General features: G+C 70.7%; 12 protein-coding genes. 4 read left to right on the forward strand and 8 right to left on the reverse strand.

Features of this window, described 5'->3' with window-relative positions:
- Nucleotides 1–47: 47 nt before the first annotated feature.
- Nucleotides 48–2,492: an AAA family ATPase gene (locus NA8_RS22675; RefSeq protein ID WP_063052368.1), complete on the reverse strand. Its 2,445-nt coding sequence runs from the start codon at nt 2,490–2,492 to the stop codon at nt 48–50.
- 434 nt (nt 2,493–2,926) lie between these two features.
- Between NA8_RS22675 and NA8_RS22680 the strand changes: the two genes are divergently transcribed.
- The 4 genes from NA8_RS22680 to NA8_RS22695 all read left to right on the forward strand — a co-directional run bounded on the left by NA8_RS22680 (nt 2,927) and on the right by NA8_RS22695 (nt 10,590).
- Complete coding sequence (locus tag NA8_RS22680; RefSeq protein ID WP_063052369.1) at nt 2,927–5,794, forward strand: SWIM zinc finger family protein; 2,868 nt, start codon at nt 2,927–2,929, stop codon at nt 5,792–5,794.
- Nucleotides 5,791–6,891: an ATP-binding protein gene (locus NA8_RS22685; protein ID WP_063052370.1), complete on the forward strand. Its 1,101-nt coding sequence runs from the start codon at nt 5,791–5,793 to the stop codon at nt 6,889–6,891. The genes NA8_RS22680 and NA8_RS22685 overlap by 4 nt, the downstream gene beginning before the upstream one ends.
- Nucleotides 6,888–9,296, forward strand: a complete 2,409-nt coding sequence (locus NA8_RS22690) for a DUF5682 family protein (RefSeq protein WP_063052371.1) — start codon at nt 6,888–6,890, stop codon at nt 9,294–9,296. The genes NA8_RS22685 and NA8_RS22690 overlap by 4 nt, the downstream gene beginning before the upstream one ends.
- A gap of 136 nt (nt 9,297–9,432) precedes the next feature.
- A complete protein-coding gene (locus NA8_RS22695; RefSeq protein ID WP_063052372.1) occupies nt 9,433–10,590 on the forward strand; it encodes a VWA domain-containing protein in 1,158 nt (385 codons plus the stop codon).
- A 256-nt stretch (nt 10,591–10,846) separates the two neighbouring features.
- Here NA8_RS22695 and NA8_RS22700 read toward each other — a convergent pair whose 3' ends face one another.
- The 7 genes from NA8_RS22700 to NA8_RS22725 all read right to left on the reverse strand — a co-directional run bounded on the left by NA8_RS22700 (nt 10,847) and on the right by NA8_RS22725 (nt 19,082).
- Complete coding sequence (locus NA8_RS22700; protein ID WP_084467017.1) at nt 10,847–11,668, reverse strand: phosphatase PAP2 family protein; 822 nt, start codon at nt 11,666–11,668, stop codon at nt 10,847–10,849.
- Between the two features lie 497 nt (nt 11,669–12,165).
- On the reverse strand, nt 12,166–14,694 hold the full coding sequence (locus NA8_RS22705; protein ID WP_063052373.1) for an ABC transporter permease: 2,529 nt from the start codon (nt 14,692–14,694) through the stop codon (nt 12,166–12,168).
- Nucleotides 14,695–14,728: 34 nt separating this feature from the next.
- Entirely contained in the window at nt 14,729–15,505 is a 777-nt protein-coding gene (locus NA8_RS22710) for an ABC transporter ATP-binding protein (protein ID WP_084467018.1), read from the reverse strand.
- A gap of 177 nt (nt 15,506–15,682) precedes the next feature.
- Nucleotides 15,683–16,609, reverse strand: coding sequence for a hydroxymethylglutaryl-CoA lyase (locus NA8_RS22715; protein WP_063052374.1), 927 nt, complete (start codon nt 16,607–16,609; stop codon nt 15,683–15,685).
- Nucleotides 16,606–16,773 carry a hypothetical protein gene (locus NA8_RS33960; protein WP_157106853.1) on the reverse strand — a complete coding sequence of 56 codons (168 nt, stop codon included), beginning with the start codon at nt 16,771–16,773 and terminating at the stop codon, nt 16,606–16,608. Before NA8_RS33960 ends, NA8_RS22715 begins: the two co-directional genes overlap by 4 nt.
- Nucleotides 16,770–17,990: a CaiB/BaiF CoA transferase family protein gene (locus NA8_RS22720; RefSeq protein WP_063052375.1), complete on the reverse strand. Its 1,221-nt coding sequence runs from the start codon at nt 17,988–17,990 to the stop codon at nt 16,770–16,772. The genes NA8_RS33960 and NA8_RS22720 overlap by 4 nt, the downstream gene beginning before the upstream one ends.
- Nucleotides 17,991–18,152: 162 nt before the next feature.
- Nucleotides 18,153–19,082, reverse strand: a complete 930-nt coding sequence (locus tag NA8_RS22725; protein ID WP_063052376.1) for a TauD/TfdA dioxygenase family protein — start codon at nt 19,080–19,082, stop codon at nt 18,153–18,155.
- Between the last annotated feature and the right edge of the window lie 228 nt (nt 19,083–19,310).

Here is a 19,310-nt window from a genome sequence, read left to right on the forward strand (position 1 = left end):
GGCCGCGGCGTGCGCCGACCGGCCGACGCCGCCCGCTCATCGGCGCTTCACCGGGCCAGCCACGCGACGAATTTCTCGGTCTCGCCGATCAGCTCGCGCATGTCGCGTCCGATCGGCACGTGCGCGCCCGCCGTGGCATCGCGCAGCGCGTCCACCACCCACCGTCCTTCCGCCGCGATGAGGTTCTTGTTCAGGTCGTCGACCTTGCTGCCGACCCCGAAGACCGCCAGTGCCACCTTCGCCCTGGTGGACTGCGCGGCGTCGATGTGGCGTTCCACCTCGCGGTGATTCATGCCCGCGGACAGCAGCGTGCGCCGCGCCCTCGCCAGGCTGGCCGCCTCCACCGCGGAACGGCAGCACGTGGCCACCAGTTCGTCGGCGATCGCCGCGGGCAGCTGCGGGGTGCGCACCAAGGCGCGGGCGTCGTCGAGATAGCGGCGGATCGGATCGCTGGACACCCGCACCTCGACCACCGAGCGGTCGCGCCGCTGCACCTCGAGCACGGTCGCGTCCAGTTGCATCCGCCGCACCGCCTCGGCGAGGCGCTCGTCATGGGTGAAGACCACCACCTGGCGGGTCCAGGCCACCGTGGCGAGCACCTGGGCCAAGCCGTCCACCTTGGCCGGGTCCATCGCCTGCACCGGGTCGTCGATCATGACGAAGCGGAACGGGCTCTGCTCCACCGTGGCTCGCGGCAGGAACAGCGACAGACCGAGCGCGTGCAACTCGCCTTGGCTCATCACGCCGAGGGCTGCCCCGTCCACCTCGTCCACGGTGACGTCGAGCAGTACGCGGCGCGCGGTGCCCGCGTTGCCCTGCAAGCGGATAGCGCCCAGTTCGACGTTGCTCTGCTGCCGCAGGGTGCGCCACACCCATCGGGCCGTCGTCTCCAGCGGCGTCATGCGCTCGCCGCGCAGGCCAGCGGTGGCCGACTTCAGCCAGTCCTCGGCCTTCTTCACCGTGCGTAGCTCCGCCGCGTGCGCGGCCACCTCGCGCGCGCCCTCCAGCCAGGCCACGATCCGCGGCACCAGCGGCGTCCACACCTCGTCCAGGCGGTCGAGTTCCTTGCGCGTGCCTTTCTGCAGCAGGTCGAGCTCGTCGACCAGCCGCGCGTGCGCGCTGCGCAGCCTGCCGGGCAGGTCCGGGGTGTATTCGGTGGTGGTCAGCGCGGCCCACTCGGCCCAGGCCTCGCGCACCGCCGTGGTGTCGACCGACGGAGGGTTGCGCGGGTCGAAATCCAGTTCGGCGGGCACGAGGTCGGGAAGCGCCCGCGCGGCGCGCACGGCGTCGCCGAGTTCGATGCGGGCGGTGGTGAGCGCGTCCACCCGGGCGGCGAGTTGCTCGATGGCGGCATCGGTCTCGCGCACCCACGTCTCGTCCAATGCGCCACGGCCACACACCGGGCACGGACAAGCTCCGCTCGCCGCCTGGTGCTCGCGCGCTGTGCGCAGCAGCTCGAGCAGGCGCAGATCGGATTCGGCGTCCGCGGTCGTGCCCTCGGCGAGGGCCGCGCCACACGCTTCCAGCCGGGTGGCCACCGCGTCGACTTCGGCGTCGTCGGGCAGCGCGAGCCGCACGATCGCGCGCAAGCCGTCCGGTCCGGCCGGATCGTCCACCACGCCCAGCACTTCGCGACCCACCGCGGCGAGATCGGGTTGAGCGGGCCGCAGCAACCCGGCCACCCGGATCGCGCGGTCGTCGGCCACCGACGCCAGCAGTTCCAGCAATTCCAGTCGTTCCTGACGCGAATCCCGCACGGCGCGTTCCAGTTCCAGGCGGCGCGTCCGGATCCGTTCCTGCGCCAGGGTGAGTTCGTCCAGGCCCAGCAGCTGGTGCAGCGCGTCGAACAGATCACTCGGCTTCCCGTCCACCAGCGCGCCGAGTTCGCTGTAGGACAGGAAGGGGCGGTAGAGCTCGAGCTGGGCCGTCCACCGGTCCATGTCGAAATCCGTGGGCGCCGCGGGCGGATACCGCTGGGTCCAGTGCGCGTCCGGCAGGTCGGCGTCGGGCGCCCATTCCTTGGTGATGGTGAGCCGGGGCGTGCCACCGGCGGTGAGCATCTCCAGCTCGATCCGCACGGCCGTGCCGTCGTGCAGGTTGCGCCAGCCTTCCCGCCAGGCCGCCGATCGCCCGTCCCACCGGCGATTCCCGCCGGTCAGGGCCAATTCGGCGGCCTCGGCGAAACTGGATTTACCGCTGCCGTTGCGGCCGACCACGAGGGTGAGACCCGGACCCGGCGGCAGCTCTAGCGTCGTCTCGGGACCTATGCCGCGGAAACCGCACACCCGGATGGCGCTCAGGAAGATCCCGGAGTGATCGAATGCCGTTGCCGCGCCGTTTGATTCGGCGGCACCGAGGGCGCGCAGCACGGTCCGCGTGATCGAGGGCGTGACCGCTGGATCCTCGGCGAGGCGCCGGGTTACCACCTCCGAGAGCCGGGGCGGCGCGTCCGCGGAGCCGGCGGCCTGGACAGCGTCGGGATCCAGGCGCATGCGAAAAATCCCCTCCACCATCGAGCCGCCACACGTCCTCCGACCCCGTGCGCGGCGCCTGTCGAAAGCTGTGCGAAACGCTACCCGATGGCATCGGGATCGCCCACCGCACCCAGGCGAATCTGCCCGCGGGGATGGATATGGTCATCGAAACGCCTGCGCCGCGTCTCGATGTCCACCCCTCGCCAACCCCGGCGGGCAGCTCGATGGTGTCAACACCCGTTCCGGGTGGCTCGGTCGAGCCGAACAGGACAGAATGCCAGAGCGCCACGATCAGCGCAAGATTCGTCCGGGTGGCGAATACGGCGCCGGGACAGGCCGTTCCGTGCGCGGCCGGACACCGGTGGCGGCACTTGTCGGTGCGCTGCGGTAGAAATCCGGTCAACCGAGCAACGAAGGAAGGCGATGAGCCACCACCGAGCTGGAGCCTCCCGATGACGACGCCGTGGACCGAAGACCAGGTCACGGCGCTGGCACCGGACGCGAATTCGCTGTCGGCGGCCCGCAAGCTGGTGAGCCGCTGGCGCGGCTGCGGTCAGCACGGCACGGCGCTGTGGGGGCAGTGCCAGGGCAGCGGCGCCACGCCGTATCAGACGATCGTCGACCTGTCCGGCCCGGCATATCGGTGCTCCTGCCCGAGCCGCAAGTTCCCCTGTAAACACGCGCTGTCGCTGTTGCTGCGCTGGGCAGCGGGCGAGGTCGCCGCCGTTCCCGAGACCGCCGACTACGCGGCGTCGTGGATCGGCGGCCGTGCGGCGCGGGCCACCGCGACCGCGGACCGGCCGCGCACCGCCAACCCGGCCACCGCCGAACAGCGGCGGGTGCGGGTGACGGCCGGCTTGGAGGAACTCGACATCTGGCTCGCTGATCAGGTACGCACCGGGCTCGCGCAGGCCGATCGCTCGTATCACGCCTTCGAGGCCGTGGCCGCCAGAATGGTCGACGCGCAGGCCCCCGGCCTCGCCTCCGCCCTGCGCAGGCTCCCGGCCGTCATCGCCACCAGAACCGACTGGCCCGATGTGGTGCTGCGCGAGTACGCGCGGATGCACCTGCTGATCGTCGCGCACCGGCAGCTCGACTCGGTAGCGCCCGCGCTGCGCGCCGGCATCCGAACCCACGTCGGCTATCCCAACCCGGCCGAGGCGGTGCGCGCCGAGCCTCCGGTGCGCGACCGATGGATGGTGTTCGGGTCGCGGATCACCGAGGACGAGCGCCTCTACACCCGGCGAACCTGGCTGTACGGGAGGGCAAGCAGGCGCTGGGCGCTGGTGGTCGACCATTCCTTCGGGTCCCCCGGCTTCCCCGCCGACGTTCCCGCGCTCGGGCAGATGGCCGACGCGCAGCTGCATTTCTATCCGGGCGCCGCGCCGCTGCGGGCGCTGTGGGGGGAACGGCACAGCGCCGCCGAACCTTTCACCACGCTGCCCGCCGCCGACAGGCCCGCTACGATCGCCGCCGCGCTGGCCGCGCACGCGTCGGCGCTGGGCGCCGATCCGTGGTTGCGTTCCTGGCCGATGCTGCTGGCCGACGTGGTTCCAGCCCGCACCGAACAAGGCTGGTACGTCACCGAATCCGACGGCACGGCGCTGCCGATCCGGCCGGGCGAGCAACCGTGGACACTGCTGGCCGTCTCCGGTGGTCATCCGGTGACCGTGGTCGGCGAGTGGAGCGCCGACGGACTGGAGCCGATTTCGGTGTTCACCGCCGGTGAGGTCGTCGACCTGGTGCGCGCCGAGACCTTCGGATCCGAAGCGTCTCATCCGCCCGCCGGGTCGACCGGCAGCGCGGACCTCACCTCCGTCGCGCTGCTGGGCACCGCGCGCCGTACGCCGGATCTCGCCGCGCTCGCGCCGTCGATCGCGCACGCGGCGAAACGGTCAGCGAGCGATCCCGCGGTGCGGTTACTCGAAACAGCCGCGCTGCACGACCTTTTCCGCCGTGGCGGCATCGAACCTGCCACCGCGGCCGCACCCGAGCCCGCGGCGGACGATCCGCGCCCGTCGCTGCCGCGCCCCGCGGCGGCACGTCTGTCCCGCATGCTGCGGGAGCGCTCGGCATTTCTTCCCGAGTGGTTCGACGCGGCGCGGCCGCACGATTACCGGGCGCCGGACGCGCTCTGCGAGCAACTGCTCGAGCACGCGAAGATCAACGCCACCTTGCGGGAGCCGCTGCTCCGGCTCGCGGGCGCTCGCGGCAGCTGGCTGGCGGCCCGGCATCCGGACTGGCGCGACCTGGTCCGGCGGCCGTCCACCGCCTCCGAGCGCTCCGCCGACACCTGGCTGTTCGGCCGGCCACCCGAGCGCCGCGACTGGCTCGCCGAACTCCGGCGCGACGACGCGGGCGCCGCCAGGGCGGAACTGACCGCGGCGTGGCCGAAGGAAACCGGGCCGCTGAAGGCCGAGCTGCTGGCCGTGCTCGCCGACCGGCTCGGCCCGGACGACGAGCCACTGTTGGAAGCGGCGCTGGACGACCGGCGCGCGGACGTGCGCCGCACCGCCGCCGGACTGCTCGCCCTGCTGCCGGAATCGGCGTTCACCCAGCGGATGCGCGAGCGGGCGAGCGCGTGGATCCGCGCCGAGCACCGAATGCTGCACACGAATGTGCTGCTCAGGCTGCCGGATACGCTCGACGCAGCCGCGCAGCGCGATGGGATCACCGACCGCACGACCGAATTCGCCTACCGCTGGAACGGCGCGCCCGACGTATCCGCGGCTCGGCTCCGGCAGGTGGTCGCCGCCACCCCGCTCGCCCACTGGGCCCGTGTGCTCGGCACGCCGCAGCAGGCGGTGCGCGCCACGATCGACGACCGGTTCCGGCAACCGATCTTCGACGGCTGGGTGGATGCCGCGCTGGCGCAGCACGATTCGGCGTGGGCACAGGCGCTGTTCGAAGCGGGTGTGCCCACCGACCTGGCGATGCTGCGCAGGCGAGAGCTGTTCGCGCTGCTGCCGCTGCCGGATCGGACCGCGCACCTGACGCGGCTGGACGGCTCGTGGCTCTCCGAGATCGAGGCGCTGCTGCCCGCGATGGGACATCCGTGGCCGGAAGCGCTGGCCCAGCACGTGGTCCTGCTGCTGTTCGAGCGGGCGCGGGCGGCGGCGCGACGTCCCGAGACGCACGGCGCCGCACCGAACGCGCACCGGTCACTGCTCGCCGCGGCCGCGGTGCACCTTCCCGTCGCCGCCGCGGGCACACTGACCGCGGTGGCCCGTCGATGCGACGATCCCGCTTGGGAGCGGGCCTTCGACCAGCTCGCCCATGACCTCAACCACCGCTCGATGATGCTCGAGGAGCTGCAGTGACCACCATCGACCCCGCGCCGAATCTGCTGCGCCCCCACGCCGAACAGGCTTACGCCGACGAGCTGCGTGCCCTCGCCGCCGCCGACGACCGGCCCCGCCCGCCGTCCTGGCGACTGTCGCCCTGGGCGGTGGTCACCTACCTGCTCGGCGGCTCCCTCCCCGACGGCACGGTGATCACCCCCAAGTACGTCGGCCCGCGCAGGCTCATGGAGGTGGCGGTCGCGACGCTGGCCACCGACCGGGCGCTGCTGCTGCTCGGTGTGCCGGGCACCGCCAAGACCTGGGTGTCGGAACATCTTTCCGCCGCCATCAGCGGTGCGTCGACGCTGCTGGTGCAGGGCACCTCGGGCACGGCCGAGGAGGCCATTCGCTACGGCTGGAACTACGCACGGCTGCTCGCGGAGGGGCCGAGCGAGGCGGCGCTGGTACCGTCGCCGGTGCTCACGGCCATGCGGGCGGGCTCCATCGCCCGGCTAGAAGAGCTCACCCGCATCCCGTCGGACGTGCAGGACGCGCTGATCACCATCCTGTCCGAGAAGACCTTGCCGGTGCCCGAACTCGGCATGGAGGTGCAGGCCGCCAAGGGCTTCAACGTCATCGCCACCGCCAACGACCGCGACCGCGGGGTGAACGAGTTGTCCTCCGCGCTGCGCCGCCGGTTCAACACGGTGGTGCTGCCGTTGCCCGCGAGCGAGGACGAGGAGGTCGCCATCGTCAGCAGGCGGGTCGAGCAGCTCGGCGCCGCACTGGAACTGCCCACCGTGCCCGCGGCGGCCGAAGAGGTGCGGCGGGTGGTGCGGGTCTTCCGCGAGTTGCGCTCCGGCAGTACCGCCGATGGCCGGACCAAGCTCAAGTCGCCGTCCGGAACGCTGTCCACGGCCGAGGCGATTTCGGTGATCACCAACGGGATCGCGCTTTCGGCGCACTTCGGCGACGGCGTGCTGCGCGCCTCCGACATCGCGGGCGCGGTGCTCGGCTCGGTGATCAAGGATCCGGTGGCCGATGCGGTGGTGTGGACCGAGTACCTGGAGGCCGTGGTCCGCGAGCGCCCCGACTGGGCGGATTTCTACCGCGCCTGCCGTGAGGTCAGCGGGTGACCTCCGGCACCGAAAGCCTCGCGACGACCAGGGTTTTCGGCATCCGCCACCATGGTCCGGGATCGGCGCGCTCACTGCGGCTGGCCTTGGCGGCCTTCCGGCCCGACATGATTCTCATCGAGGGGCCCGCGGACGCTGATCCGCTGGTGGGCTTCGTCGCCGCCGAAGGCATGTCCCCGCCGGTCGCGCTGCTGGCCTACGTCCCCGACGCGCCCGCCAAGGCCGCGTTCTGGCCCTACGCGGTGTTCTCCCCCGAATGGCAGGCGCTGCGCTACGCCGTGGACAACGACGTCCCCGTGCGGTTCTGTGATCTGCCCGCCACCGTCACGCTCGCGACCGAGGACGAGCCCGGCGACCGGTTCGATCCGCTGGCCGCGCTCGCCGAGGCGGGCGGCTACGACGACGCCGAACGCTGGTGGGACGCCGTCGTCGAAACCGTGCCGGACGCCGACGCGTTCGAGGCGATCACCGAGGCGATGGGCGCGCTGCGCGAATCCGTCGAGCACACGGATCGGCAAGGCGACATGATGCCGGAAACCGGCCCCCCGGACGCGAACGAACACCCGTCCAACGGCGAGGACGTCCAGACCGTCCGCAAGCCGCCAGCGGTCGAACTCACCGGTGACCTCGCGGACGATTCGGAGCCGGAGCCCGATTCGGTCGCGGAAGCGGTTGCCGAATCGCCGTCGCGCGAATCACCACCCGAACCACTCGTGGTCGACGCCCACACGCTGCGGCGCGAAGCCCATATGCGCCAGACGATGCGCAAAGCGGTCAAGGACGGAGCGAGGAGGCTGGCGGTGGTGTGCGGTGCGTGGCACGCGCCCGCGCTCACCGGCGCGCTCGGTCCCGCCGCGCCCGACGCCCGGTTGCTCAAAGGTCTGCCGAAGACCAAAGCCCGGCTCACCTGGGTGCCGTGGACACATTCGCGGCTGTCCACGTCCTCCGGTTACGGCGCGGGGGTCACCTCCCCTGGCTGGTATCACCATCTGTTCACCGCGACCGAGCGGCCGATCGCCCGCTGGCTGACCAAGGTGGCCGGCGTGCTGCGCGCCCACGACCTGCCCGTCTCCAGCGCGCACGTCATCGAAGCCGTCCGGCTCGCCGACACCCTCGCCGCGTTGCGCGGCCGCCCGCTCGCCGGTCTGTCGGAGGTCACCGAGGCCACGCGGTCGGTGCTGTGCGGCGGAGACGAGACGATGCTGCGGTTGGTGATCGGTGAACTCGTCGTCGGCGAGGCGCTCGGCGCCGTTTCCGAGCAGACGCCGACCGTGCCGCTGGACGCGGACCTGCGCGCCACCATCCGATCGCTGCGGATGAAGCAGGAGCCCTCGATCCGCACCGTCGACCTGGATCTGCGCAAGCAACGCGAGGTCGAGCGGTCGCGTCTGTTGCACCGGCTGCGGGTCCTGGACATCGAGTGGGGCGCGCTCACCACCAGCGAGGTCCGCAGCACGGGCACCTTCCGGGAGACCTGGACGCTGCAATGGCATCCCGAGTACGCGATCTCGATCATCGAGGCCTCGCGCTGGGGCACCACCATCCGCAGCGCTGCGGAGTCGAAGATCCTCGACACCGCGAGCCGCGCCGACCGCTCGGTCGGCGAACTGACCACCGCGCTGGAAGTCGCGCTGCTGGCCGACCTCGGCGGCGCCACGGACGGATTGATCGCCCGGCTGGAGACCACCGCGGCGCTCGACCACGACGTCACCCACCTGCTGGCCGCGCTGCCCGGCCTGATCCGGACGCTGCGTTACGGCGATGTGCGCGGCACCGACACCAAGGCGCTGGGCCATGTCGCCGACGGGCTGCTGGTGCGCATCTGCGCGGGCCTGCCCGCGGCGGTCACCGGACTGGACACCGACGCCGCCACCGAGTTGCGCGGTCTCCTGGACGCGGCGCACACCGCCATCCGCACCAGGGACGACGGCTGGGCCACCGGCGAGTGGCTGGCCGCGCTGCGCCGCGTCGCCGACCGCGACGACGTGCACGGCGCGCTGGTGGGACGTTCCGTTCGTTTGCTCGCCGACGCCGGCCGCATCGACGACGCCGAATCCGCGCGCAGACTCTCCGCGGCGCTCTCGGTGGGCGCCACCGCCGCGGCCAAGGCGGCGTGGATCGACGGGTTTCTCGGCGGTCGCGGCCTGTTGCTCGTGCACGATCGGGAACTGCTGCGGCTCATCGACGACTGGCTGCGCGGCCTCGGTGACGACACATTCGTGGAAACCCTGCCGCTGCTGCGCCGCACGTTCGGCGCGTTCGAATCGGGTGAGCGCCGCGCGATCGGGCAGGCGGTCCGCGACGGCGGATCGGTCGCCGCCGCGTCGGCCGTCGCGGGCATCGACGTGGACCGGGCCACAGCCGCGGTGCGCACCGCGGCGGAGATCTTGGGGGTGACGGTATGAGAGGTCAGGACCTGAGGCGGCGGCGCTGCCCAACCACCGAGTACCCCTGGCCCCGCCGGGAAGGTCAGAGCATGAGTGATCAGGCAGCGCGGCGAGACGGCTGCGGAGTCCTCGCTCGCATCGGGGAGGCCAGGGCATGACCGACGAAGCACAGTCTCGGCGATGGCGATTGGTGCTCGGCGCGGCCGCGGAGGAAGGACTGGGCGGGCTGGGCTCCGGCACGGACGCGGCCATGGACCGGGCGCTGTCGGCGCTGTACAACACCGATGACGAGCCCTCGCCCGGCAAGCGCACCGGCGGTTTGCAGGGCTCGGCCCCGCGGGTGGCCCGCTGGCTCGGCGACATTCGCAGCTACTTCCCCGCCGCCGTCGTCGAGGTCATGCAGCGCGACGCCGTGGAACGGCTCGACCTCACCCAGTTGCTGTTGGAGCCGGAATTGCTCGAGGCGGTGGAGCCCGACGTGCACCTGGTCGGCACCCTGCTGAGCCTGAACCGGGTGATGCCCGAGACCACCAAGGCGACCGCGCGCATGGTGGTGGAGAAAGTGGTGCGGGAGATCGAGCAGCGCGTCGCGGCGCAGACCGTCGCCGCGGTATCCGGTGCGCTGAACCGCGCTGCCCGCGTCACCCGGCCGAGATTGCGGGATATCGATTGGGATCGCACGATTCGCAAGAACCTCGCCACCTATCTGCCCGAGCATCGCACCGTGGTCCCCGAACGCCTGGTCGGCTACGGCCGCAAGGCCCAGGCGGTGCGGCGCGATGTGGTGCTGGCCATCGATCAGTCCGGTTCGATGGCCGCCAGCGTCGTGTACGCGTCGGTGTTCGGCGCGGTGCTCGCCTCGATGCGGTCGCTGCGCACCTCGATGGTGGTCTTCGATACCGAAATCGTCGATCTGACCGACAAACTCGACGACCCGGTGGAGGTGCTGTTCGGCACGCAACTGGGCGGCGGCACCGACATCAACCGGGCTCTCGCCTACTGCCGGTCCCTGGTCACCCGCCCGGCCGACACGTTGTTCGTTCTGATCTCCGACCTCTACGAGGGCGGCATCCGCGACGAGATGCTGCGCCGCGTCCGCTCGATGCGGGAGTCCGGCGTGCAGGTCGTCGTGCTGCTCGCGCTCTCCGACGACGGCGCGCCCGCCTTCGATCACGACAACGCCGCGGCCCTCGCCGCGCTGGGCATCCCGGCCTTCGCCTGCACGCCCGATAAATTCCCGGAGCTACTGGCGCTGGCTCTCGATCGCGGCGACGTCCAGGCCTGGGCGCACGCCAACGCCGCCCACCACTGAATCGGCTTCCACACCGCGACGACGGTCAGCGGGGCGAAGGGCGCGGAAGCCGCGGCCGGAACGGGTCAGCCGGGGTAACCCCCCGGGAATCCCCCCAGCAGGGAGAACACCTGGATCGCAAGCCAGGACAGCAGATTCGGGATCGTCATCGGCTCCATGGCAACTCCTTGTCCGGGCGGGCGAACAGGACGGCTCTGCGATCGTACGCGCCGCGGCGAGCTTTTCCGGGCAGCGCCGCCGGGCGTGTGCGCAACCACTACGAGCGGTTCGGAACGGGTTTCTTCGAGACAGGACCCATCACGCCCCAGGCGGTGGCCGCCGCGGGGACCACGAAGGGATGCAAGGCGGCGGACACCGCCAGCAATCCGACAGCGACCATCGTGTCCAGCCAATAGTGGTTGGCGGTGCCCACGACCACGACCGTGGTCAGCACCGGATGGGCCAGCGCGAGCCAGCGCCACGGCGTGCGAGTCGCGGCGACCACCGCCACCCCGAGCAGCAGCGCCCAGCCGACGTGCAGCGAGGGCATGGCCGCGAATTGATTGGAAAGCCCGCCGGAATCGGCGTCGCCGTAGACGGATTGGCCGTACCGCGCGGCCAGATCGATGAAGCCTTGATCGGGCAGCATGCGCGGCGGTGCGAGCGGGACCAGTATGTGCACCGCTAGCGCGGCGCCGGTCAGCGCCACCATGAGGTTCCTGGTCCAGCGATAGTGACCCGGGCGAAATACCCACAGCCACAACAGGACCCCGACGGCTACGGTGAAATGCGCACTGGCGTAGTAGAAGTTGGCCGGAACGGCGAGGAACTCGCGGTCGAGGAACAACGCCTGAACCGTGCGCTCGTCCAGCAGGCCGAGCCGCCTTTCGAAGCCGAGCAGACCGTGCGCGTTGACCACCGCACGCCCGGTGTCGTCGGCGGTGACCAGCCGTCCCGCGCGATAGCCGAGGTAGAGCACCGTGATGAGGACGAGCTGCCCGACCGCCTCGCCGCCGCGACCGCGTACGGCCGCCCGCACCCGTTCGACTGCCTCGCCCGGCGCGAACTCCAGTCCGGCACCGAAGTCCACAGCGACCATCGCGGCCTCCTTCCCCGTTGCATCAGGCCGTTTACCGAGAATTAAGTGGAGTGGTAACCTCCGTTTAACCTAACGCTACGAAACCGACAACTTCAGCAAGATGTGACGGGACAGACACCGGCACGCCGAGGATCGAGTTCACTTGCGACACAAGTGAACTCGCGATTCATGCCGCCCGGCCGGGGGATCGTTGGCAATGGTGTCACCGGGTAGGCGGAGCGGTGATGCGGCGATCTACCGCCGTCTGATGCCCGCGCGAAGGGAACTGATCCCTGATGCCGTTACCGATCATCGCGGTGGAGTCCCGCATCGGTCGCGGTTCCGGCCGATCGAGGATGTGATCGGCGAGGGGACGAAGTCGTCTTCGTCACCAGGCAACACCCGGGCGAGTACCGGCGCCTGCCACCGACCGGCAGATCCCTCACCTATCACGCGATGTTCATCATCAGCTCCGCCGACGCGTGCGGCGCACGATGGACGTGCGCCGCACGAGCCGTTCAGAGGTCGGCGATGGCCGCCAGTGGCGGCGTGCGCGCCGCCCGGACCCCCGGCCAGAGGGCGGCCAGCACCCCGACGACCGCCGAGCTGATCAGGACCAGCACCAGCTGACCCCACGGGACGGCGATCTGGTCGAGGCCGAAATCACGCAGCGTGCGCAGGAACCCGACGCCGAGCCCCAGCCCGAGCAGCATGCCGACGATCGCGCCGAACACCGCGATCAGCATCGACTCCAGGTAGATCGTCCGGCGCACCTGGGCGCGCTGCATACCGACCGCGCGCAGCATGCCGATCTCCCTGCGTCGCTCCACCACCGACAGCGCGAGCGTGTTGACGATGCCGAGGATCGCGATCACCACCGCCAAGGCGAGCAGGCCGTACAGGATGGCCAGCAGTGTGTTGATCTGCTTGCCCTGCGCGCCTTTGAACTCCTCGCGGTCCTGCACCTGCACCACCACGAACTGCTCGGTGGCCTTCTCCAGGTCGGCACGCATCTGGGTGAGGTTCGCGCCCGGCTGCGCCTTGAGCAGCACCAGGAAGTTGGTCCGGAAGTTGAGCGGGACGACCTCGTCGTAGACCGTCTGCGACACCACCATCGGACCGAGCAGCGGGTTCTTCTTGTACACACCGGTCACGGTGAGCGGAACCTTCTTGCCGTCCACACTGGTCGGGGTCACCTGGTCGCCGACCTTCCATCCCCGGTCACCGGCCTCGTCCTCCGACACCAGCACGTCCCTGGCGCCCAGAGTGTCGCTGCCGCGCACGATCTCGTAGTTCAGCACGCCGGCCAGCGGACCGTCCGGCGACGAGGCGAACACCTGCTCATCGCCGAGCTTGAAGCCCGCGCCCCGCATCCCCACCGCTTGCTCCACACCCGGCACCTCGGTGCGCGCCGCATCGGCCGCGCCGAACGGCACGCCGAGCAATTGCGGTCCCGCCAGCACGTAGTCGGCTCGCACGCCTTTGTCGACCAGCACACCGACGCTGGCTTTCGCCGAGGCGCCCAGCATGCCGATCGCCGAGACGAGCATCAGTCCCAGGGTGAGCGCGAACGCCGTGGCGGCGGTGCGGCGAGGATTGCGTGAGGCGTTGTTGCGCGCCATCCGCCCGATCGGTCCGAACGGACGCACCAGCGCACCGAGCCCACCGACCAGCGGCCGCGACAGCGCCGGCGCGGCGAGCAGCACCGCGAAGATCAGCCCGAGCGCGCCGACACCGACCGTCGCGGCCGCCGTGCCGCCGGTGCGCTGCGCACCGAGCACGACGAACCCAGCGCCGAGCACGGCGAGCACCGCTCCGCAGATCGTGCGCAGACGCAGCGACTCCCCCGCCGACGCGAACTCTTCGCGCATGGCCTGCACCGGCGGAATCCGCGAGGCGCGGCGGGCGGGCGCGTAGGCGCTCACCATCGTCACCGCGAGACCGACCAGCAGTCCCACCGCGATGGTGCGCGGCCGCACCGCCATCGAGCCGGTCGGCAACCCGAGGTCGAAGGCGTTGAGCACCGCCGACAATCCGAACGCCAGCCCGACACCGCCCGCCAGGCCGATCACACTGCCGATCAATCCGATGACGAATGCCTCCGCCACCACCGACGTGCCGACCTGCTGCCTGCTCGCGCCGACCGCGCGCAGCAGCGCCAGCTCCCGCAGCCGTTGCGCGACGATCATCGAGAACGTGTTGTAGATGATGAACGTGCCCACGATCAGTGCGATCGCGCCGAAGGCGAGCAGGAAGTAATTGATGAAGTTCAGCGCGTTGGAGACTTCCTTCTTCAGGTCCGCACGCACCTGGTCGCCGTTCTGCACCTTGTAGCCGGTCAGCTCTTGCGCGAGATTGTCGCGCAGTTCGTCCCCGGGGATGCCGGTGGCGGCGAGGTCCACGTAGGCGACGTGCAAGCCGTCGGTGAACAACTTGCGCGCCTGCGTGTCGTCGAACAGCACCCCGATGAAGCCGCCGGTGTCGGACGGGACTTCGTAGATGCCGGTGAGGGTCACATCGATGGGATCGGGCTGGGAGGGGATGAGGACCTTGGTCCGGTCACCGATCTTCAGCCCGGCCCGCTCGGCTCCGCCGGTATTGAGCGCGATCTCGCCGGGCCGGGCGGGCGGGACGCCCTGCAGGAACTTCTCCGGCTCCGCGACGGCCTTCTCCGGTGGCAGGTACGACTTGCCCAACGTCGGCGCCCCGCCGGTCTGCACCGCTTTCTTGCCCGCCGGATCGAGCAGGACCACCGGTCCGTTCACGCTCGGCGCGACCGTGCGCACGCCCGGATACTTCACCAGCTCGTCCACCACGTTGTTGGGCACGCCCTGCGCTTGGCGCTCCTTCGGACTCACCCGGACGTCGACGCCCTTCGCCTCGTTGGCGAAGATCCCGTCGAAAGTGCTCTGCAGCGTGTCGGTGAACACGAACGAACCCGCGATGAACGCGGTGCCGAGCACCACCGACAACAGGGTCAGCGCGAGGCGCACCTTGTGCGCGGCGAGATTGCGCAGCGCGACTTTGCGCATCGGACTTCCGGCCATCACGCCCGCCCCCGATTCTCCCGCGAACGCCCGCTCACGCTTGGTCCAGCGCTTTCATCCGGTCGAGCACGGTTTCGGCGGTCGGATCGCGCATCTCGTCGACGATGCGTCCGTCGGCCAGGAACACCACCCGGTCGGCGAACCCGGCCGCATGCGGTTCGTGGGTGACGATGACGACCGTCTGCCCGAACTCGTCCACCGCGGCGCGCAGGATCGACAGCACCTCCTCCGAGGCGCGGGAGTCCAGGTTGCCGGTCGGCTCGTCGCCGAAGATGATCTCCGGCTTGCCCGCGAGCGCACGGGCGCAGGCCACCCGCTGCTGCTGTCCGCCGGACAGCTCACTGGGACGATGGGTGAGCCGATCGCTCAGCCCGAGCCGCTTCAGCACGGTGTCCAGCCACTCCTGGTCGGGCTTGCGCCCCGCGATGTCCAGCGGCAATGTGATGTTCTCCAGCGCCGTCAGCGTCGGCACCAGGTTGAACGCCTGGAAGACGAAGCCGATCCGGTCCCGGCGCAGGCGCGTCATCTGCTTGTCGGACAGACTGGTCAGGTCGGTGTCGCCGATGCGGACGGTGCCCGAACTGGCGCTGTCCAGCCCCGCCAGGCAGTGCATGAGGGTCGACTTGCCCGATCCGGATGGGCCCATGATCGCGGTGAACTCTCCCTTCGCGAACTCGGCCGACACTCCGTCCAATGCCCTGACCTGGGTGTCACCCGATCCGTAGACCTTGGTCAGTTCGATAGCGTGGGCCGCGACATCGTTCGATGCCGCCAGGTCGGCGATGTCGGCGCCCAAGGCTTGGGAAGTCATGCCGTCCAGTCTTACCGGCTTCGCGGCCCCACGCCATCAGGGAAGACCCTGTGTTCGTTTTTCCAGTGCCTGCGGGGCCGGGTGTTCCGTGTCGCCCGGATGCGAGCCGGACGGGACGGGAGGGTTGGCCGCGCTGGGTGCGCAATGGCCGACTGTGCCCGAGGTGGCCGGTCGGGACTACTCCGATTTTCCGCCGACCACCCACTCGAAGGCCGCGGCTTTCGAGCGGGCGCCTTCGAGGGCGCGCGAGCGATTGGGTTCGCCGAGTTCGGCCAGTAGCTCCTCCGACATGTTCACCAACGCGGCCAGCGTGGCGGGGGTGAACCAGTCCGGTCTGGTGGCGAAGAGGATGTCCTCGGAGGCCGTGTTGCCGCTCGCGCCGGGAGCGAAGGGGCAGCCGCCGAGTCCGCCGAGCGCGCCGTCGACCATGTCCGCGCCGGCCGCGACCGCGGCGAGGGTGTTGGCCACACCCATTCCCCAGGTGTCGTGACCGTGGAAGACCACGCGGCGCGGTGGCGTGCGCTCCCGGACCGCGGCGACCAGCGCGGCGACCTCGCCGGGATGGGCTTGACCGAGCGTGTCGGCCAGGACGATGTCGTCCGCGCCCTCGGTGCGCGGGTCCCGGGCGATGGCCAGCACCCGCTCCGGGTCGACCGGGCCGTCGAACGGGCAGGTGAAAGCCGTCGCCAAGCAGAGCTGGATCGACCCGCCCGCCTCGCGGGCCAGCCGCACCGCGTCCGGCATGGCGGCGACGCTGTCGGCGGTGTCGCGCCCGATGTTCGCCCGGTTGTGCGCGTCGGAGGCCGAGAAGCAGTACTGGAAATTGCGCACGCCCGCCGCGGCGGCCTTCTCGACATGGCGCGGGGTCGCCACCCACACCCAGCAGCGGCGCAGTTCCTCCGGCGTCAACGCGGCGACCAGTTCCATGGTGTTCGCCATCGGCGCGACCAGGTCCGGGCGCGCCATCGAGCCGATCTCCAGCGCGGGCACCCCGAGCGCGAGCAGGCGGCGCACGATGTCCACCTTGCGCTGCACGGGCAGCAGTTTGCCGGTCAATTGCAGCCCGTCGCGCAATGTGACATCGCGCAGCACCGGCGCGGTCATCGCTGCTCCCGAGCCCGGTGGTGACCGCACATCACCCCGCCCCAGGGCTTCTCGCCCGCCCCGGTCGGATTCGGCTGGACGGCGGGCCTGCTGGTACCCGGCGAGAGCAGCTCCCGCGCGCCGCGTCCCTTCGGACGCCTCCGGTCGTGCGGCTGCGTGCTCATCGCGCCTCCAACGCGTCGATCTCGGCCTCGCTCAGGCCGAGCAGACCGGACAGCACCTCCCGGGTGTGCTCACCCAGGTCGGGGCCGACGGTCCGGATGGGCAGGGACTGATCGCCGATCACCGGGACGATGCCGGGAAAGCCGACGACCTTCGGCTCCGGCGCGCCGACATCCACGGCGAACGGCTGGATCATATTGCGGGCCCGATACTGCTCATCGGCCACGATGTCGGCCGCGGTGTAGATCGGTCCGCACGGAATCGCGGCGGCGTCGAGCAATTTCAGCGCCTCGGCGCGGGTGTGCCGGACCGTCCACTCGCCGATCGCCGCGTCCAGCCGCTCGCGGTGGCGCCAACGGCCCGCGTTGTCCTGGAGTTCCGGGTCCGCGGCCAGATCGGGCCGCTCGATGACCGCCATGTAGCGCTGGAAGATGGCGTCGCCGTTGCCGCCGATGATGATGCTGGTGCCGTCCGCGCACGGGTAGGCGTTGCTCGGCGCGATGCCCTCCATCCGGCCGCCGACGCGTTCACGCTGGATGCCGTAGGCGAGATAGTCCGGCACCAGCGACTCCATCACCGACAGGATCGCCTCGTTGAGCGCCACGTCGATCACCCGCTCCCGCAGCGGGACCGGCGCGTCCGGCTCGGCGCGGCGCTCGCGCTGGAACAGCGCCATCACGGTGCCGAACGCGGCGTAGATGCCCGCGATCGAGTCGCCGATCGAGACGCCGGTGCGCACGGGGGGACGGTCCGGATCGCCCACCAGTTCACGCAGCCCGCCGACCGCCTCGGCCACCGCCGCGAACCCGGGACGCTCCGACAGCGGCCCGGTCTGCCCGTAGGCGGAGATCCTGGTGATCACCAGGTCCGGGTTCGCCTCGTTCAGCACCTCGGGGCCCAGGCCCCACTTCTCCAGCATGCCGGGCCGGAAGTTCTCCAGCAGCACGTCGCAACGGCGGACCAGGTCGAGCACGATCCCGCGCCCCGCCTCGGTGCGCAGGTCCAGCGTGATCGACTTCTTGTTGCGGTTGATCGTCCGGTAGAGCATCGAGGTGTCGCCGCCGTAGAGCCGCCAGTTGCGCAGCTCGTCGCCCGCTTTCGGGCGTTCCACCTTGATCACCTCGGCGCCGAAGTCACCGAGGATGCGCCCGGCGGTCGGCGCGGCTATGTAATTGCCGAGTTCCAGGACGCGTACCCCGTCCAGCGGCCGAATACTCATGGCAACCAGTCTGGACCATGAGGTGCCGTGTTGGTTTTGCGGCGCCGCGTGTTCACGGCCCGGAGAACTCCGGCGACAGCGGAAACTGCCCGTACTGGAACCCGAAGACACCGCATGGCCCCTCGACAGCCGGCAGTCCCGGCAACCATGCGGAGTCCTCGCTCAGGACGCGAGCGGCTGCGTGTCTTCGATGATCGAGTAGTGCTCGGCGTTGCCCGCGATGCTGGTGCTCGTCGAGCCGTCGACGCCGACCGGGACGTCGCCGGCGAGCGTGATGCGGGTCAGCTTGCGCGGCTGATCGTCGTAGTCGTCGATGGCGTAGTGCTGTGTGGCGCGGTTGTCCCAGATGGCGACGTCGCCCGGCGCCCAGTTCCAGCGGACGGTGTTCTCCAGCCGGGTCACCCGGTCCTGGAACAGCCGGAACAGCGCGTGCGACTCCGTGCTGGACAGCCCGACGAAATGCTTGACGAAGTGACCGAGCAACAGCGCCCGCTCCCCGGTCTCCGGGTGCACGCGCACCACCGGGTGCTCGGTCTCGTAGTAGGTGGACTCGAACTCCGCCCGGTAGGCGGCCGTGTCGGGACGCGGCGTCTCCTCGACGCGGGCGTAGTCGTAGATGTTGGTGTGCACGGCGCGCAGGGATTCGGCGAGCCGCTCGAGCGGCTCCGGCAGCGACTCGTAGGCCGCGACGGTGGAGGCCCAGGTGGTGGCGCCGCCGTAGGAGGGCAGCCGCACCGCGCGCAAGATGGACGCCTTCGGGATGCGGTCGACGAAGCTGACGTCGGTGTGCCAGCTGTTGGCGCGGCCGTGCTCGGAATCGATCGCCAGACTCTTCACACCGTGCGAGGTGACCGTCGGATGCGGCGTGGTCGGCGAGCCGAGCAGCTCGGCGAACTCGTACTGCGCGTGCTCGGTGAGGTGATCCTGCCCGCGGAAGAAGATCACCTTGTGCTCCAGCAGTGCCTGACGGATCAGCTCGACGGTGACCGGATCCAGATCGCCGCCGAGCCGGACGTTGTCGAGGCGCGCGCCGATGCGGGCGCCGAGCTTGGTCACCACGGCGGTGGATGGGGTGGCGGGTGCGACCGTCATGAGATCACCTTCGCTGTCGAGATCGGTTACTGCTCCCTCGAGCACATCACCGAGACCACCCCGCTGACCAGGGTTTTCGTCGTGCTGATCGCAAACAGGGCATGCGAAACGGAGCCGCCGTCCCCTGAACACGGCGCACACCGTATGCGGCTCAGCGCGCGACCGAGCAAGCGAATCCGCGACCACCGAGCAGACCCGCCCCCGACGGGTGCGAGTCTTCCGAGCGCC

This window comes from Nocardia arthritidis NBRC 100137 (assembly GCF_001612765.1).
Taxonomy (GTDB): domain Bacteria; phylum Actinomycetota; class Actinomycetes; order Mycobacteriales; family Mycobacteriaceae; genus Nocardia; species Nocardia arthritidis.

Excerpts from the sequence above, each read along its gene's own strand:
- NA8_RS22675 (WP_063052368.1), bottom strand. The coding sequence starts at position 2,492 with ATGCGCCTGGATCCCGACGCTGTCCAGGCCGCCGGCTCCGCGGACGCG.
- NA8_RS22680 (WP_063052369.1), top strand. The coding sequence starts at position 2,927 with ATGACGACGCCGTGGACCGAAGACCAGGTCACGGCGCTGGCACCGGAC.
- NA8_RS22695 (WP_063052372.1), top strand. The coding sequence starts at position 9,433 with ATGACCGACGAAGCACAGTCTCGGCGATGGCGATTGGTGCTCGGCGCG.
- NA8_RS22700 (WP_084467017.1), bottom strand. The coding sequence starts at position 11,668 with ATGGTCGCTGTGGACTTCGGTGCCGGACTGGAGTTCGCGCCGGGCGAG.
- NA8_RS22705 (WP_063052373.1), bottom strand. The coding sequence starts at position 14,694 with ATGGCCGGAAGTCCGATGCGCAAAGTCGCGCTGCGCAATCTCGCCGCG.
- NA8_RS22710 (WP_084467018.1), bottom strand. The coding sequence starts at position 15,505 with ATGACTTCCCAAGCCTTGGGCGCCGACATCGCCGACCTGGCGGCATCG.
- NA8_RS22715 (WP_063052374.1), bottom strand. The coding sequence starts at position 16,609 with ATGACCGCGCCGGTGCTGCGCGATGTCACATTGCGCGACGGGCTGCAA.
- NA8_RS33960 (WP_157106853.1), bottom strand. The coding sequence starts at position 16,773 with ATGAGCACGCAGCCGCACGACCGGAGGCGTCCGAAGGGACGCGGCGCG.
- NA8_RS22720 (WP_063052375.1), bottom strand. The coding sequence starts at position 17,990 with ATGAGTATTCGGCCGCTGGACGGGGTACGCGTCCTGGAACTCGGCAAT.
- NA8_RS22725 (WP_063052376.1), bottom strand. The coding sequence starts at position 19,082 with ATGACGGTCGCACCCGCCACCCCATCCACCGCCGTGGTGACCAAGCTC.